Genomic DNA, 15,674 nt, shown 5'->3' with positions numbered 1-15,674 from the left:
CCTTTTGTTGGAAATGGCCGGAAAACAGTAAATAGGCATGGGTTGCAAACAGAAGGTATTTCTAAATGTATTGTAATGAAATGTGGATTTTTAGAGATGCCCTATAATGACCATCTATCTGCTGTTATATCATCTGCCATGGTAAGGCAGAGCAGCGAGATTTCTCTTTGGGCTTTGCTGCCTTGATTGTTGTATCTGTGAGTTTCATATAAGGATAAGTTTTCAGAAGTACTTGAACTTACCCTCAATATTGCCCGCATTTTAATCTTGTTACCCACATTTCCCGCTGTTGCCCAGTGCTATCTTAAATCTATTGAAACTATTTATTTATAAGGGTATATTTGGCAACTGTGGGCGACTGCTGGGGCATAGTTGGCGGAGAGGGTGGGATTCGAACCCACGTGCCGGGAAAACCCGACCATCTGATTTCGAGTCAGCGCCGTTATGGCCACTTCGGTACCTCTCCCTGTCTATGTGCTAATTACTAACTACTAACAGTCATCGTAAGTGCGCATATTTTACCAGTATTTGGTCATAGTTAGCCATTGGGCAGAATCAGGACCGTAATTGAATTTGGAGCTTGCTCATGAGAATAGTGACACTAAAAATACCGGATGTTTGCTTGATTGAGCCACGCGTATTTGGAGATGAGCGTGGTTTCTTTTTTGAAAGCTATAACCAGCTTGAGTTTGTTGCCGGAATTAAACGGTCTGTAAATTTTGTGCAGGCCAATCATTCGCGTTCGGTCAAAAATGTTTTGCGTGGGTTACATTATCAGATCAAGCAACCCCAGGGCAAACTGGTACGGGTGGCAGCGGGAGAGGTGTTTGATGTGGCGGTGGATCTGCGACGTCATTCCCTCACTTTTGGGCAATGGGTGGGGGATATTCTGAGCGCAGAAAATAAAAAACAGCTCTGGGTTCCCGAGGGGTTTGCACATGGTTTTGTGGTACTTTCGGAGTTCGCGGAATTTTTATATCAAACTACTGACTACTGGGCGCCGGAATATGAGCGCTGTATCTTGTGGAATGACCCAACTTTGGCGATAGACTGGCCGGTTGAGTCTGAACCGGTGCTTTCTATGAAAGATATGCAGGGTAAATTATTTGAGCATGCGGATGTATACGAAGAAGCTGTTTGATTTGCTGCAAGCGGATGGGTGATGGCTAGAATCAAGGTATGTTATACCTGTAGTGGCTGTGGGGGTCAGACATCCAAATGGCAGGGGCAGTGTCCCCATTGTCAGGAGTGGAATACGCTGATAGAGGAAGTGGCTAATCGAGATATCTCCCGATTTGTCATGGATGCGGCAGCAGGGAAAATACTTAATCTGAGTCAAGTAGACGCGGCAGATGCACCACGTTTTTCCACCGGCCTGGCTGAATTTGATCGTGTGCTGGGTGGTGGTTTGGTGCCAGGAGGCGTGGTCTTACTGGGTGGCGATCCCGGCATTGGAAAATCTACTTTGTTGTTGCAAGCGTTATCGCGCATGTCAAAGCAACAGTCAGTGCTTTACGTCAGTGGCGAAGAATCCGCTCAGCAGGTCGCGTTGCGTGCTCGCCGTTTATCATTGGATGTGAATTCTGTCAATCTACTAGCTGAAATTCAGCTTGAAGTTATTATCGCTACGTTATCCCATCATCCAGCAAAAATTGCGGTGATTGATTCGATTCAAACAATTTATACCGATAGTCTGCAGGCTGCACCAGGTTCGGTATCGCAAGTGCGAGAATGCGCAGCTAGTTTGACCCGCTTTGCCAAGACCAATGGCACGAGCATTATTCTGGTTGGTCATGTCACCAAGGAGGGCGCTCTGGCGGGGCCGCGTGTGCTGGAGCATATGGTTGATACCGTGCTCTATTTCGAGGGTGATACGCATTCTGCATTTCGTATGATTCGTGCGTTCAAGAATCGCTTTGGTGCCGTCAATGAGCTGGGAGTGTTTGCCATGACGGAAAAGGGCTTGCGTGAGGTTGGCAATCCCTCCGCACTTTTTCTCTCTCATCACAGCAGTGTGGTACCGGGCACTTGTGTGATGGTGACACAAGAGGGTACGCGTCCATTATTGGTGGAAATCCAGGCATTGGTAAATGAAACGCACGCGCCCAATTCTCGCCGTCTAAGTGTGGGGTTAGAACTGAATCGACTGGCTATGCTGCTGGCGGTATTGCATCGTCATACCGGTATGGCCTGTTTTGATCAGGATATTTTTATTAATGCAGTGGGTGGGGTAAAAATTAGTGAGCCAGGGGCGGATCTCGCCGTATTACTGGCAATTGTTTCTTCTTTGAAAAACAGGGCATTGCCTGAAAAATTGGTGGTGTTTGGTGAAATTGGACTGGCTGGAGAAGTCCGCCCGGTACAACGCGGACAGGAGCGACTCAAGGAGGCTGCCAAGCTGGGATTTTCCCGCGCTATTATTCCGAAAGCCAACCAGTTCAAACTGCCAATTGAAGGGATTGAGATTTTTGCGGTAGAGCGCATTGAAGAGGCAGTTAATCATGTGCGCAATCTTTCATAATTTACTAGACGCTTTTAAATTTTATGATCAGTGAGTTAATAAATGAGCAGGTGATGAATTGGTTGAGTCATCCCATCTTACAAAGTGGGATTGCACCATTTCTGGTAGCGTTGATCGCCGCATTTCTGTTTGATCGTCTCCACTTGTCTGGAATGGCGATATTGGCTGGGTTCTGTACAACCGTTTATCTGATTGCTGATTTTAATTTTGAGTCTTTGACCATTACCAGGAAAATTATCCTGATGGGAATCGTTGCCGGAGCATTGGCGCCGGTTATTGCCATTGTTCCATCAACTTGGCGTATGGTGCGTTATTTTCTAGGAGCTAGTGCTGCAGCAGTAACGCTGTGGGTATTCTGGTCAATTTTGATACCAAAACAGCTTGTGGAAAGCCTGGCTCTGGGAACAGGGTTGGCTCTATTTGTTACGTGGCAGGTAAGGGTAACGGATAGCCTGTCTTCTCAGCCGGTGCGCGCAGGTGCGGCTGGATTAGGAATGGGTATGGGTGCAGGATTTTGTTCGCTTTTGGGGGCTTCCGCTCTGCTTGGTCAATTGGGACTGTCGATGGGCGCGGCAAGTGCTGCCTACCTATTTTTGCAAATGGTACGAAACCAGCCTTTGTCATGCGGACGCACATTTACTCTGCCGGCTTCGTTAATACCAGCTTTACTGGTTAGTGCGGCACTGGTACTGGCAAAACTGCCCTGGTATTGCCTGCCTGTTATGGCATTGATTCCATCGACAGCATACTTGCCAATTATGCAAACCAGATCATACCGGATACAAATTATGGTATTTTCACTCATGACTATGATGGTTGCGAGTGTTGCGGTGGGTCTTGCGTGGTATGCTGAGGGAGCTGTTTTGTCATAGATAGCTGGAGCATCCTGAATTCTTAATATATTTAAAAGGTGAAACCATGATATCTCGATTGATTGCTTATTGGTTTGTTCTGCCGATGATGTTGCTGAGTTTGCAAATAGTTGCGGCAGCCGAAAATTATGATATTGATCCTACGCATACCTATCCGAATTTCACAGTTAGCCATTTGGGATTTTCTACGATGCATGGACGATTTGACAAAACCAGTGGAACATTTGCGTTTGATCGGGAAAATCGACAAGGTACTGTCGATATTACGATTCAGACCGCGTCCATCAGCACCGGTCATGAAAAACGTGATGATCACCTGCGCTCTCCTGATTTCTTCAATACGGTTGAATTTCCTGTGGCAGCGTATAAATCGCGTAGCGTGAAGTTTGAAGGTGATGAACCGAAAAGTATTGATGGAAATCTGACTTTGCTGGGTATTACCAAGCCGGTGACGCTGACTATTATCGCGTTTAAGTGTGGACAGAATCCGATGAACAATAAGGCAATGTGCGGAATAGATGCGGTTGGCAGTCTAAAACGTTCAGATTTTGGAATGAAATATGCGTTGCCTGGCGTGGGTGATGATATCCAGTTGATGATTAGTGTCGAAGGGTATAAAAAATAATAACTATTTAAAAATGTAATTAATTGGTTCGATTTTCTACAAACAGCAGTTCGCGTCTGTGTCCCAAAATACACAATATCATTATCTGCAGTTACCAACGCACATCGATGACAAAAGCAACCCCCGTGATTATCACCAAATTGCCTATACCGATTGGGGAGATCCGGATAATTGCCACATTGTTTTGTGTGCACATGGGCTGACCCGAAATTGCCGTGATTTTGATTTTCTGGCGAGAGCACTGGAAAGTGATTTCAGGGTAATCGGTGTGGATATGGTTGGTCGTGGCCGAAGTGACTGGCTGCCAGATGCTATGGGGTATAACAGTCCCCTGGTTTATCTGTCTGATTTTGAGAATTTGTTCAGGCATGTCTGTACAAAACAGAACCGTACTATCAAGCTTTATTGGGTAGGTGTTTCTATGGGCGGGTTACTTGGCCTGTTGCTGGCAGCGCGTACACATATACCCACCCCTATTCAGGCACTGGTGATCAGCGATATTGGCCCTTTTCTACCCGCTACCATATTAAGGCCGTTTGCTGAATATGTTGGAAAATCACCAAAATTCAATAATCTGAATGAGCTGGAAGGCTATCTACGCTGTTTGTCAGCCGTATCGGGTGAAATGACAGATTTACAATGGCGTCATATAACGAAATATAGTGCACGGGAAAATGCCGATGGCACGGTCACATTACGCTACGATCCTGCAATCTCAATTTGTTTTCAACCGGATATTGTAAGAGATATTGATTTGTGGACACATTGGGATCGTCTTGATTGTCCGGTTCTGGTGCTAAGAGGAAAAGAGTCGGATATATTGCCGGCGCAGATGGCCATTAAAATGAAGGAAAGACACGCAGATACCGTGGTTATCGAGTTGCCGGGTGTAGGGCATGCACCCTTGTTGGTGGATTCTCGACAAATTCAGATTGTCAGGAATTTTTTATTACGATGCAAATCTCATAGTCAATGAGAATGTTATTTTATAAATTATTCCAACTCTAATTTAGATTAGGAGGTAGAGCGGTCTTTTATTGTGGGGATGGGAAGCTTAAGTTAAGTGGATTTATGACGTTTACAAAAACTGGTATCACTATTAAATAAGTATTTTTATATCATAACCCATTATTATTAAGCGAAAATATTATGAAGCTTTTTAAAAATATTCCCAACCCCAGAGAGATTCGTGTAAAGCTTGGATTAAATCAGCAGGAATTCTGGAGTAAAGTCGGTGTTACACAGAGCGGTGGATCCCGCTATGAGAGTGGGCGTGAAATGCCAAGAGCGGTCAGAGAATTAGTCAGGCTGGTGCATATTGATGGCATAGACTTGACTAAAGTCAAACGAGATGACCTGGCTATTGCCGCTATGCTTAAAGCACAATATCCTGATCTCTACAAAAGTCTGAAGAAATCAGCCAGGCAATTGAATCAGTAAAGTGTGGTGTCATTTATCAATCATTGACTTGCACCAGAATGCCTAGCTCACTAATGCTATTTGCAAATTGCTCCATCCGTTCTCTGCTGGCACTGGATAAATTGACTGCTTCGGCTTGTAATGAAGGGCGTGCCAGGCTGTATAGCAGCACGCCTTTAATATCGGTACCTTCTTGCAGCAAGGTACGTACAAAATTTAGATAAGCTTGTGTTTCTTTCTCATCAGGCGCAAGCCCATTCCAATTAAAAATACAAGTCTGTAACCAGGTTGGGCAGAGTAATGCGCTTAATTGCAGATTTTTACGCATTTGTTGCAGGCTGGAACGGGTATGATTGATCCGCATGCGACCCTCCCTGGTTACGCTATCCACCTTGAACCAAACTTCGCCATTGAGTTGTGCCATCTGGCGTAACCCTGCCTGAACTGCAGCGCGATGAATCAGGCTGCCATTGGTGATTAGTCGAAGTTTCAGTGTGACAGGTAGTGGAAAACGCTGGATCACTTTGCCAATCAGCGTGATAATCTCGGAGAACTCACTTGCACTGGTGGGCTCCCCGTTTCCGGATAAAGCAATATCATGAATGATTCTGGCTGCTGGTGGTACGTGCTGCTGCATAAAGTCGCCAAACAATAACTGCTCAAGGAAACCGCATAACTCGCTTTCCAGTTTGTACAGATCGATTGGTGGCGCAGTACCACGCTTAAGATTGGGTACCTGGCAATATACACAGCGCCAGTTACAGGCGTTGTTCGGGTTGAGATTGATACCAATCGAGAGTCCACCGGCGCGGCGCGAGATAACGGGATAAACGTAGGTCAGCGCGGCACTGTCACGATCGTGATTATCAGTGCCTAAGATTTTACTGTTAGTTGGCAATGGTATAATGCCTGTTTCATTTGTTGAATGTAGATGTCAGCGTACTTCTAAAAACTAATTCTCGCTATTATATCCAGATAGCGATCACCAGATGGTGACCAGAATTTGTTCTCATATTCGATTCCCACTGTTACCCATGCTGATTACCCGTAAATTTGAATTTGATGCTGGACACAGAATTTCGACGCACGCCAGTCAATGTCGGAATTTACATGGACATCGCTACGTGCTGGAAATTACCCTGTCTGGCAAGATTGTCAGTGACGAAGGTGTTCCGGAGCAGGGAATGGTTATGGATTTTTCGCAAATCAAATCTATCGTTCATCAGGCACTGATTAATCAATGGGATCATGCTTTCCTGGTTTATGCCCAGGACAAAGTAGTGCTGGATTTTTTATTATCAATTCCTGAGCATAAAACAGTTGTACTTGATTTGCAGCCAACGGCCGAGAATCTTGCGTTGATTGCTTTCGACATACTCGATCATGCCTTCAGAAGGTGCTATATGGAGCAGTTGCAGCTTGATCATGTACGATTGTTTGAAACTCCTAATTGCTGGGCAGATGTCGCCCGTACTAAGGCAGAATCTTAACTATCATATGTTATGTTTGTAGACTCGCATTGCCATCTTGATTTTCCTGATCTGGCTGATCATCTTGACGAATTATTACAGAATATGCGGGCCAGCCAGGTGTCGCACGCATTGTGTGTCGGCGTTGATCTTGAAAACTTTCCACGTGTACTGGCACTGGCGCAAGCCTATCCACATCTTTTTGCATCCGTTGGTGTGCATCCTGACCATGAATTGCCTGAAGAACCTGATGTTACCTGTCTGGCTAAATTGGCTGATCAACCTAAAGTTATTGCTATTGGGGAGACCGGGCTGGATTACTTCCGGTTGACAGGTGATCTGGAATGGCAACGTGAGCGTTTTCGAAAGCATATTCGTGCCGCCAGACAGTGTGGTAAGCCCTTGATCATTCATACCCGTGCCGCAGCCGAAGATACGCTGTGTATTATGGCGGAGGAAAATGCTCAGTCTATCGGCGGGGTAATGCATTGCTTCACAGAAAGCTGGGAAGTCGCCAGGCGTGCGCTTGACATGAATTTCTACATTTCCTTCTCTGGAATTATTACTTTTAAAAATGCAAAAGTCATTAAAGAGGTAGCCATGAAAGTGCCAGCTGATCGTATGCTGATTGAAACTGATTCTCCTTATCTTGCCCCCGTGCCACATCGTGGAAAAATTAATCAGCCAGCTTATGTATGCCATGTTGCTGAGGAAATTGCACGTCTACGGAGCATGACGCTATCTGAAGTCGCTCAGATAACCACTAATAATTTTTTTAATCTATTCAATATCGAGAAGGCCAATGATAATCCGGAAGCAGGGTTTTCTTAACCTAAGCTCAGGAGCTGTCCTCTTATGGATGTTGGTTCTGAGTATGCAGATTCAGGCGGGTGTAGATGAGGATTTGATACGTGCAGTAGAGAATAATAGTACTCACCAAGTCACAAATTTACTTAATAAGGGCGCGAATCCAGATGCTCGCAATTCACGTGGTTATACCGCGCTGATGCTGGCAGCTCGTCATAAAAAAACTAAATTGGATAAGTTGCTCCTGTCGGCCGGTGCCGATGTTAATCTGCGTAATAAATATGGGGAAACAGCCATCATGCTGGCAAGCTATCATGGTCAGATAGATGTGGTTAAGCAGCTCCATAAAAATGGGGCGGACTTTGACCATGCAGGCTGGAATCCACTAATTTATGCAGCCACCAATGGTTATCACGAGATCGTTACATTCTTACTGGATTCTGGTGCGAACATTAATGCCACAATCGACAACGGCGCGACAGCTTTGATGATGGCAGTACGCGGCAATCATTATGAGACTGTCAAACTATTGATCGCACGGGGGGCAAGTTTGCAGATTAGTAATGAAACGGGAGAAACCGCGATCGATTGGGCAAATAAAGGAGGGCGCAGCAGCATGGTGCAACTATTGCTGAAGTATGGCCATACAGACTGATATGGAACCCTCCAAAAGCACTATTAAACATTAACTGTTACGGTTGGTTCTTGAATCAGTCACTTGATTCCTGATTTATAAAAAAACTGAATTACCTCAATATCATACATCTTCAAAGCGCATCGATAGATCGACCGCCTGGATGTGTTTGGTTAAGCTGCCGACCGAGATACGGTCTACGCCGGTTTCTGCCACCAGGCGTACGTTGTCAAGCGTGATGTTCCCTGAAGCCTCCAGCACGGCTGGCTGACCAGCAAACTGTTGATTGAGCTTGACAGCTTCACACAGGTCAGCCACGCTGAAATTATCAAGCAGTACCATGCTTGCGCCTGCCCGCAATGCCTGTTGCAGCTCATCAAGTGTTTCCACCTCGATTTGCACCAGGACATTGGCGGGTGCGATTTCTGCAGCTTTGTGCAGAATATTTTCTATGCCACCGGCAGCGATGATATGATTTTCCTTGATTAGAATGCCGTCAAAAAGTCCGATACGGTGATTTATTCCACCCCCGCAACGCACGGCGTATTTCTGGGCGATACGCAATCCTGGAATGGTTTTGCGGGTATCTACAATAGATGCTGCCGTGCCTTGGATGGCCGCCACGAATTGCCTGGTTCGGGTGGCCACCGCAGAAAGAGTCTGCAGAAAGTTAAGTGCGGTTCGTTCCGCTGTCAGCAAAGGCCGCGCCGCACCGCGCACGCCACATAAAATCTGCCCAGCCGATGCGGATTGACCATCGGCAATATGCCAGTCAATTCTGATGGAGGGACAAAGCTGCCGAAAACAGGCTTCAAACCAGGCCGTGCCGCAGACAATAATTGATTCGCGCGTTACCACGCTGGCGCTCAGACAAGCGTCACCCGGCACCAACACAGCCGTCAAATCGCCAGCACCCATATCTTCTGCCAATGCCTGACAAACCTGGTTGATAATGAATTCATTATTCAACATACTGCATATCCATCCCTTTATCGTTCAAAAAGACCCTGCCCTATGCCTACCAGCCTGTTTAACCTGATTATCTTCAGTATTGGCACCATCCTCGGGCTGATCGTCGTTGGTGCAATTGTTACCTTCTTCATTCGCGATGTTACTCAAAAAGAACACGCTATTCTGCGTAATTATCCCATTATTGGCCGATTGCGCTACTTCTTCGAGACGCAGGGAAAATATTTTCGCCAGTATTTTTTTGCCAGTGACCGCGATGAAATGCCGTTCAATCGCGCGACCCGGGCATGGATCTATAAAAACGCAAAAAATAAGGGGGGTATTGTTGGCTTTGGTTCCACTTACGATTTACGTGAGCCGGGAGCATTTATTTTCGTCAATGCCGCTTTTCCCATCCTGGAAGAAGATCAACTGCCCGCACCAAAATTATGTATCGGAGACGGCTACTGCACACATCCCTTCCAGGCCAAATCCATATTCAATATCAGCGGCATGAGCTACGGCGCAATTTCAGCACCAGCCGTGCGCGCGTTATCGCTTGGCGCTGCTAAAGCCGGATGCTGGCTAAACACCGGCGAAGGTGGTCTTTCTCTCTATCATCTGGAAGGAGAGTGTGACCGTATCATGCAGATCGGAACCGCAAAATACGGTATTCGCGATCAACAGGGTAACTTCTCGGCTTCCCGGGCAAAAGAAATCGCAAGGCAGGTCAGTGCGTTTGAAATCAAACTTTCACAAGGCGCTAAACCGGGTAAGGGCGGGGTGTTGCCGGCTTCGAAAGTCAGTCTGGAAATAGCCGGGATCAGGGGGATATCCGTTCATCAGGATTCCATCAGCCCGAATCGTCACCATGATATCGGCAGCATTGACGAGTTGCTCGATCAGATCAGCTTCATTCGTGAGTTGACCGGGCGACCCGTTGGTGTGAAGACTGCGATCGGAGGCTGGAGATTCATCAATGAATTGTGTGATTCGATCCTTCGGCGCGGACTGGAATATGCGCCAGATTTTCTAACGATTGACGGTGGCGAGGGTGGAACAGGCGCGGCACCCCAAACATTGATGGATCATGCCGGCTTGCCCATTGCCGAAGCATTGCCAAGAGTAGTGGATGCATTGATCGAATCTGATTTGAAACAGCGTATTCGCGTTGTTGCTGCCGGTAAGCTGGTCACTTCCGCACAAGGCGCCTGGGCACTGTGCGCCGGCGCGGATTTTATCAATTCAGCCCGAGGTTTCATGTTCGCGCTTGGCTGTATTCAGGCAATGCGCTGTCATTTGAACACTTGCCCAACTGGTGTGACCACGCATAATCCACGCCTGCAGCGAGGACTGGTCGTGGAGGAGAAATACCTGCGTGTCGCCAATTACGTCGCCAACGTGAACCGCGAAATGGACATGATTGCACACTCATGCGGATTGCGTCACGCACGAGAATTTACTCGCGAGCATGTGCGTATCGTGCAGACTGCCGGGCAAAGCACCGCACTCAATATGCTGCATCCTTATCCGCAGGCAAAAGTCTGAATACTTGAAATTTGCAGCTTACGCCGCATATTAGTAGTGACTCAACCTATTTCAACCAGGAGATCATATGCGTTTTGACAAATTCACTACCCGATTTCAACAGGCTCTCGCTGATGCACAAAGTCTGGCGACCAGACAGGATCATGCCTACATCGAACCTCAACATTTATTGCTTGCGTTACTGCAACAGGAAGATGGCGGCACGGTTTCATTGTTGCAGCGGGCTGGCGTCAACGTGCCGCCCCTGCGCCAGGCACTGATACAAAACCTTGAGCGCTTGCCCAAAGTGGAAGGGACTGGCGGGGAAGTTAATGTTTCCCGCGACCTGGGCAATCTTCTGAATCTGACTGACAAAGAGGCTCAGAAAAAGGGAGATCAGTTCATTGCTTCGGAAATGTTTTTGTTGGCCGCACTGGATGACAAAGGCGAAACAGGCAGCCTCCTGAAGCAATATGGCGCTAACCGCTCCGCACTGGAGCAAGCTATCAATACGGTGCGTGGTGGCGAGAAGGTAGCCGACGCGGAAGCAGAAGGCAGTCGTGAAGCACTGAAAAAATATACGCTGGATCTGACCGAACGGGCACGCATGGGTAAGCTCGACCCGGTTATCGGCCGCGACGATGAAATCCGGCGCACAATTCAGGTATTGCAACGACGTACCAAAAACAATCCGGTACTGATCGGTGAGCCGGGTGTGGGCAAAACCGCTATCGTCGAAGGACTCGCGCAGCGGATTGTGAATGGTGAAGTTCCGGAAACACTGAAAAACAAGCGCGTACTCTCGCTGGATATGGCTTCATTGCTGGCAGGCGCAAAATACCGGGGAGAGTTTGAGGAGCGGCTTAAAGCGGTTCTGAAAGAATTGTCACAGGATGAAGGGCGTACCATCGTTTTTATTGATGAATTGCATACCATGGTCGGCGCAGGCAAGGCGGAAGGCGCAATTGATGCCGGCAATATGTTGAAGCCCGCATTGGCGCGCGGCGAACTACACTGTGTTGGTGCAACCACACTCGATGAATACCGTAAATATGTTGAAAAAGATGCGGCGCTCGAACGCCGTTTTCAGAAAGTCATAGTAGACGAACCGAGCGTGGAAGCGACGATCGCCATTCTGCGCGGTCTGCAGGAAAAATATGAATTGCATCACGGCGTGGAAATTACCGATCCGGCAATCGTTGCTGCTGCCGAGCTTTCGCATCGCTATGTCACCGACCGTTTTTTACCCGACAAGGCCATTGATCTGATCGATGAAGCGGCTGCGCGCATTCGCATGGAACAGGATTCCAAGCCTGAAATCATGGATAAAATGGGTCGCCGTCTGATTCAGCTGAAAATAGAGCGCGAGGCAGTTAAAAAAGAAAAAGATGACGCTTCCAAAAAACGGCTGGCCTTACTTGAAGAGGAAATCAACAAACTCGAACGTGAATATGCGGATCTGGATGAAATCCTGAAAATCGAAAAATCACGCGCCAGGGGATCACAAGACACCAAGGAAGGATTGGAGCGACTGCGCCGGGAAGAAGAAGCCGCGCGGCGCAGCGGTGATTTGCAGAAAGCCGCAGAACTGCTTTACCGCGACATTCCGCAGCTGGAAGCACGCTTGATCGAACAAACTCATCAGGCTGAGGTTTCCGGTGAGAATGTGCAGCCAAAACTGTTTCGCACACAAGTGGGCGCGGAAGAAATCGCTGAAGTCGTCTCACGTGCAACTGGCATACCAGTTGCAAAAATGATGCGGGGAGAGCGCGAAAAATTAATACACATGGAAGCCAAATTACATGAGCGTGTTATTGGTCAGAATGAAGCCGTACAACTGGTTTCCGATGCTATCCGACGTTCGCGTTCGGGTCTGGCTGATCCGGATCGACCCTACGGTTCTTTTCTTTTCCTTGGGCCAACCGGTGTGGGAAAAACCGAATTATGCAAAATACTGGCTGCGTTTCTGTTTGACTCGGAAGATCATCTGATACGGGTGGACATGTCGGAATTTATGGAGAAGCATTCTGTTTCAAGACTGATCGGCGCGCCACCAGGATACGTTGGTTATGAAGAAGGTGGTTATTTGACTGAACAGGTGCGACGCAAACCTTATTCAGTCATTCTGCTCGATGAAGTTGAAAAAGCGCACCCGGATGTCTTCAATGTGCTGTTGCAAGTACTGGATGATGGCCGCATGACCGATGGCCAGGGGCGCACGGTTGATTTCAAGAACACGGTGATCGTCATGACCTCCAATCTGGGTTCACAAATGATTCAGCAAATGGCTGGGGACGATTATCAGGTGATCAAGCTTGCTGTCATGGGAGAAGTCAAAACCTACTTCCGCCCGGAATTCATTAATCGTATCGATGAAGTCGTTGTTTTTCATGCACTGGATGAACGTCATATCAAATCAATCGCAGCAATTCAACTGGGGTATCTCAGATCAAGATTGGCGAAATTGGAAATTAAACTGAGTATTGACGAGCCAGCGCTTGCCGAACTGGCACAAGCCGGTTTTGATCCGGTTTTCGGTGCCCGTCCTTTGAAAAGAGCGATTCAATCCCAGATAGAGAATCCGCTTGCCAGGGAATTGCTGGAGGGACGCTTCGGAGCGGGCAGCACTATTTCTGTAACCTGCGAAAATGGAATCATACGATTTGTCGAAGGTGGCTGAGGACCATGTGAAGTTAGAAAGCAAGGAGTGCGTATTCAGGTAAAATGGCCATCATTTTTCTTTGGAAGAAACGCCCATGTTTACAGGTAGTCTGGTAGCAATGGTGACTCCCATGCTGGAAGATGGGGGGCTGGATCTGGACAGATTCTGTTCCCTGATTGACTTTCATGTGGAGCAAAAAACGGACGGTATCGTGGTGGTTGGCACGACTGGTGAATCACCAACAGTGGACTTTGAGGAACATCACCTGTTGATTCGTACTGCTGTTAAGCATGCTGCAGGGCGTATTCCTGTCATTGCGGGTACGGGTGCCAATTCAACTCGGGAAGCCGTCGAGTTAACCGTATTTTCAAAGAACGCCGGTGCTGATGCCTGCCTGTCGGTTGCGCCTTATTACAACAAGCCGACTCAGGAAGGTCTGTACCAGCATTTTAAGGCTATCGCTGAGGCAGTGGATATTCCACTGATTTTATATAATGTGCCCGGACGAACGGTTGTCGATATCGAGAACGACACAGCAATCAGGCTGGCGCAGATTCCCGGCATCATCGGTATTAAGGATGCCACCGGAAATATTGCGCGTGGATGCGATTTGTTGATGCGAGTGCCTGAAGGTTTTCTGGTTTATAGTGGAGATGATGCAACTTCACTGGCATTGCTGCTGCTTGGTTGTCATGGCGTTATTTCGGTTACGGCAAATGTCGCGCCAAGACGTATGCACGAAATGTGTGATGCAGCGTTTACGGGTAAGTTGGCGGAAGCGCGGCATATCAATAATCAGCTGTTCAAACTGCATACCAATTTATTCGTGGAAGCCAACCCCATTCCAGTCAAATGGGCAGTTGCCCAGATGGGGTTTATTGGAAATGAATTGCGTTTGCCATTGACGGTGCTATCCAGCAAGTATCACGAATTGATCAAGGAAGCCATGCGACATGCTGGCGTTATCACGTAAGGGTTGTTCATGCGGAACAGGCAGTATAAACACAAACTCACTATATCGTGTCTTGCACTTCTGGTTTTGCTGTCAGGTTGTAATCTATTGCCTGAAGCAGACAAAATTAACTATAAGTCGGCAGGTAAACTGCCTCCACTTGAAATCCCTCCAGATTTGACTTTGCCTGATACTGAAGATCGTTTTACCGTTCCGGATATCAATACACCAGGAAGTGCCACCTTTTCCGCCTATGATGGTCGTGTGCAGGGTGGTCAGGGTAATACACGCACCGAATCTTCTATTTTATCTGCAACCGAAATGCAGGGAGATGTTCGGATGGCTCGCGCCGGTACGCAGCGCTGGTTGGTAGTGCCGCGTGCACCAGAGGTCGTTTGGCCACAGGTTAAGGAATTCTGGCAGGATATGGGGTTCTTGCTCAAACTGGAGGCGCCAGACGTCGGCATTATGGAAACTGATTGGGCGGAGAATCGTGCCAAGATTCCACAAGATATTATTCGCAGCGCGCTCTCCACTTTTCTGGATGGTTTGTACTCGACCGCAGAGCGGGATAAGTTTCGTGCCCGTCTGGAACGTAGCGAAACTGGTAATACTGAGATTTATATCAGTCATCGAGGGATGATTGAAGTACTTGCTGATCGAAGTACTAATCGTACAATTTGGCAGCCAAGACAGGCTGATCCTGAACTGGAAGCAGAAATGCTAACGCGAATGATGAAGCATTTTGGGGTGGAGGAGGAGCGGGCGATTATTGAAGTAGCCGCCAGTGAAAATGTTGCTGAAACACGTGCCTTCATTGATAACAGCAGGGAAGGCGTGCTGATTATTAAAGAAGCATTTGATCGTGCGTGGCGCAGAGTGGGGTTGGCTCTGGATCGGGTAGGATTTACAGTGGAAGACAGGGATCGAACCAACGGCATTTACTTTGTTCGCTACGTTAGCGCGGAAGAAGCTCGCCAGGTAAACAAGGGGGAAGGATTGCTATCAAAGATTGCTTTCTGGAAAACCGATACCGATAAAGTGGCTGAAAAATATCAAATTCAAGTTAATGAAATTGGTTTGAACAGTGAGGCCGTGATAAGAAACGTTGATGGAACACCAGCTGAATCCGCAATTGCCAAGCGTATTACCAGTTTGTTATACGAGCAATTGAAATAGAGACAGCCAATAGCTTACGCGCTATTGATAGCAATGCATTACAATCACACCATTGACCA

General features: G+C 47.5%; 15 protein-coding genes and 1 tRNA gene. 13 read left to right on the top strand and 3 right to left on the bottom strand.

Annotated features, from left to right (window positions below):
• Positions 1-373: 373 nt before the first annotated feature.
• Positions 374-466: transfer RNA gene (locus IPG31_03755), tRNA-Ser, on the bottom strand.
• A gap of 120 nt (positions 467-586) precedes the next feature.
• Between IPG31_03755 and rfbC the strand changes: the two genes are divergently transcribed.
• The 6 genes from rfbC to IPG31_03725 all read left to right on the top strand — a co-directional run bounded on the left by rfbC (position 587) and on the right by IPG31_03725 (position 5,458).
• Positions 587-1,141, top strand: a complete 555-nt coding sequence (rfbC, locus tag IPG31_03750; GenBank protein MBK6617507.1) for a dTDP-4-dehydrorhamnose 3,5-epimerase — start codon at positions 587-589, stop codon at positions 1,139-1,141.
• A 21-nt stretch (positions 1,142-1,162) separates the two neighbouring features.
• Entirely contained in the window at positions 1,163-2,521 is a 1,359-nt protein-coding gene (radA, locus tag IPG31_03745) for a DNA repair protein RadA (GenBank protein MBK6617506.1), read from the top strand.
• 23 nt (positions 2,522-2,544) lie between these two features.
• Positions 2,545-3,393: a hypothetical protein gene (locus IPG31_03740; protein MBK6617505.1), complete on the top strand. Its 849-nt coding sequence runs from the start codon at positions 2,545-2,547 to the stop codon at positions 3,391-3,393.
• Between the two features lie 85 nt (positions 3,394-3,478).
• On the top strand, positions 3,479-4,018 hold the full coding sequence (locus IPG31_03735; GenBank protein MBK6617504.1) for a polyisoprenoid-binding protein: 540 nt from the start codon (positions 3,479-3,481) through the stop codon (positions 4,016-4,018).
• Positions 4,019-4,076: 58 nt separating this feature from the next.
• A complete protein-coding gene (locus IPG31_03730) occupies positions 4,077-4,994 on the top strand; it encodes an alpha/beta hydrolase (protein ID MBK6617503.1) in 918 nt (305 codons plus the stop codon).
• A gap of 173 nt (positions 4,995-5,167) precedes the next feature.
• Complete coding sequence (locus tag IPG31_03725; GenBank protein MBK6617502.1) at positions 5,168-5,458, top strand: transcriptional regulator; 291 nt, start codon at positions 5,168-5,170, stop codon at positions 5,456-5,458.
• 16 nt (positions 5,459-5,474) lie between these two features.
• Here IPG31_03725 and IPG31_03720 read toward each other — a convergent pair whose 3' ends face one another.
• Positions 5,475-6,335: a radical SAM protein gene (locus IPG31_03720; GenBank protein ID MBK6617501.1), complete on the bottom strand. Its 861-nt coding sequence runs from the start codon at positions 6,333-6,335 to the stop codon at positions 5,475-5,477.
• Between the two features lie 136 nt (positions 6,336-6,471).
• Between IPG31_03720 and queD the strand changes: the two genes are divergently transcribed.
• The 3 genes from queD to IPG31_03705 are packed head-to-tail and all read left to right on the top strand — an operon-like array spanning position 6,472 to position 8,368.
• Positions 6,472-6,927 carry a 6-carboxytetrahydropterin synthase QueD gene (queD, locus tag IPG31_03715; protein ID MBK6617500.1) on the top strand — a complete coding sequence of 152 codons (456 nt, stop codon included), beginning with the start codon at positions 6,472-6,474 and terminating at the stop codon, positions 6,925-6,927.
• Between the two features lie 12 nt (positions 6,928-6,939).
• Complete coding sequence (locus IPG31_03710; GenBank protein ID MBK6617499.1) at positions 6,940-7,737, top strand: TatD family hydrolase; 798 nt, start codon at positions 6,940-6,942, stop codon at positions 7,735-7,737.
• Complete coding sequence (locus IPG31_03705; protein ID MBK6617498.1) at positions 7,709-8,368, top strand: ankyrin repeat domain-containing protein; 660 nt, start codon at positions 7,709-7,711, stop codon at positions 8,366-8,368. Before IPG31_03710 ends, IPG31_03705 begins: the two co-directional genes overlap by 29 nt.
• Positions 8,369-8,470: 102 nt before the next feature.
• Here IPG31_03705 and nadC read toward each other — a convergent pair whose 3' ends face one another.
• Positions 8,471-9,319 (bottom strand): carboxylating nicotinate-nucleotide diphosphorylase, encoded by an 849-nt coding sequence (gene nadC / locus IPG31_03700; GenBank protein MBK6617497.1) that lies wholly within the window; start codon positions 9,317-9,319, stop codon positions 8,471-8,473.
• A gap of 42 nt (positions 9,320-9,361) precedes the next feature.
• Between nadC and IPG31_03695 the strand changes: the two genes are divergently transcribed.
• The 4 genes from IPG31_03695 to bamC all read left to right on the top strand — a co-directional run bounded on the left by IPG31_03695 (position 9,362) and on the right by bamC (position 15,615).
• Positions 9,362-10,843, top strand: coding sequence for an FMN-binding glutamate synthase family protein (locus tag IPG31_03695; protein MBK6617496.1), 1,482 nt, complete (start codon positions 9,362-9,364; stop codon positions 10,841-10,843).
• A 67-nt stretch (positions 10,844-10,910) separates the two neighbouring features.
• Positions 10,911-13,502, top strand: coding sequence for an ATP-dependent chaperone ClpB (gene clpB, locus IPG31_03690; protein ID MBK6617495.1), 2,592 nt, complete (start codon positions 10,911-10,913; stop codon positions 13,500-13,502).
• Between the two features lie 76 nt (positions 13,503-13,578).
• Positions 13,579-14,457, top strand: a complete 879-nt coding sequence (locus IPG31_03685; protein MBK6617494.1) for a 4-hydroxy-tetrahydrodipicolinate synthase — start codon at positions 13,579-13,581, stop codon at positions 14,455-14,457.
• Positions 14,458-14,466: 9 nt separating this feature from the next.
• Complete coding sequence (gene bamC / locus IPG31_03680) at positions 14,467-15,615, top strand: outer membrane protein assembly factor BamC (GenBank protein MBK6617493.1); 1,149 nt, start codon at positions 14,467-14,469, stop codon at positions 15,613-15,615.
• The last annotated feature ends 59 nt before the right edge of the window (positions 15,616-15,674 follow it).

This window comes from Nitrosomonas sp., assembly GCA_016703745.1.
Classification (GTDB): Bacteria; Pseudomonadota; Gammaproteobacteria; order Burkholderiales; family Nitrosomonadaceae; genus Nitrosomonas.
Note: the sequence above shows the minus strand (reverse complement) of the source record. Positions and strands in the feature narration are given on the sequence as shown.

Excerpts from the sequence above, each read along its gene's own strand:
- IPG31_03725 (MBK6617502.1), top strand. The coding sequence starts at position 5,168 with ATGAAGCTTTTTAAAAATATTCCCAACCCCAGAGAGATTCGTGTAAAG.
- IPG31_03735 (MBK6617504.1), top strand. The coding sequence starts at position 3,479 with ATGATGTTGCTGAGTTTGCAAATAGTTGCGGCAGCCGAAAATTATGAT.
- radA (MBK6617506.1), top strand. The coding sequence starts at position 1,163 with ATGGCTAGAATCAAGGTATGTTATACCTGTAGTGGCTGTGGGGGTCAG.
- IPG31_03695 (MBK6617496.1), top strand. The coding sequence starts at position 9,362 with ATGCCTACCAGCCTGTTTAACCTGATTATCTTCAGTATTGGCACCATC.
- queD (MBK6617500.1), top strand. The coding sequence starts at position 6,472 with ATGCTGATTACCCGTAAATTTGAATTTGATGCTGGACACAGAATTTCG.
- IPG31_03685 (MBK6617494.1), top strand. The coding sequence starts at position 13,579 with ATGTTTACAGGTAGTCTGGTAGCAATGGTGACTCCCATGCTGGAAGAT.
- clpB (MBK6617495.1), top strand. The coding sequence starts at position 10,911 with ATGCGTTTTGACAAATTCACTACCCGATTTCAACAGGCTCTCGCTGAT.
- IPG31_03740 (MBK6617505.1), top strand. The coding sequence starts at position 2,545 with ATGATCAGTGAGTTAATAAATGAGCAGGTGATGAATTGGTTGAGTCAT.
- rfbC (MBK6617507.1), top strand. The coding sequence starts at position 587 with ATGAGAATAGTGACACTAAAAATACCGGATGTTTGCTTGATTGAGCCA.
- IPG31_03710 (MBK6617499.1), top strand. The coding sequence starts at position 6,940 with ATGTTTGTAGACTCGCATTGCCATCTTGATTTTCCTGATCTGGCTGAT.
- bamC (MBK6617493.1), top strand. The coding sequence starts at position 14,467 with ATGCGGAACAGGCAGTATAAACACAAACTCACTATATCGTGTCTTGCA.
- IPG31_03705 (MBK6617498.1), top strand. The coding sequence starts at position 7,709 with ATGATAATCCGGAAGCAGGGTTTTCTTAACCTAAGCTCAGGAGCTGTC.
- nadC (MBK6617497.1), bottom strand. The coding sequence starts at position 9,319 with ATGTTGAATAATGAATTCATTATCAACCAGGTTTGTCAGGCATTGGCA.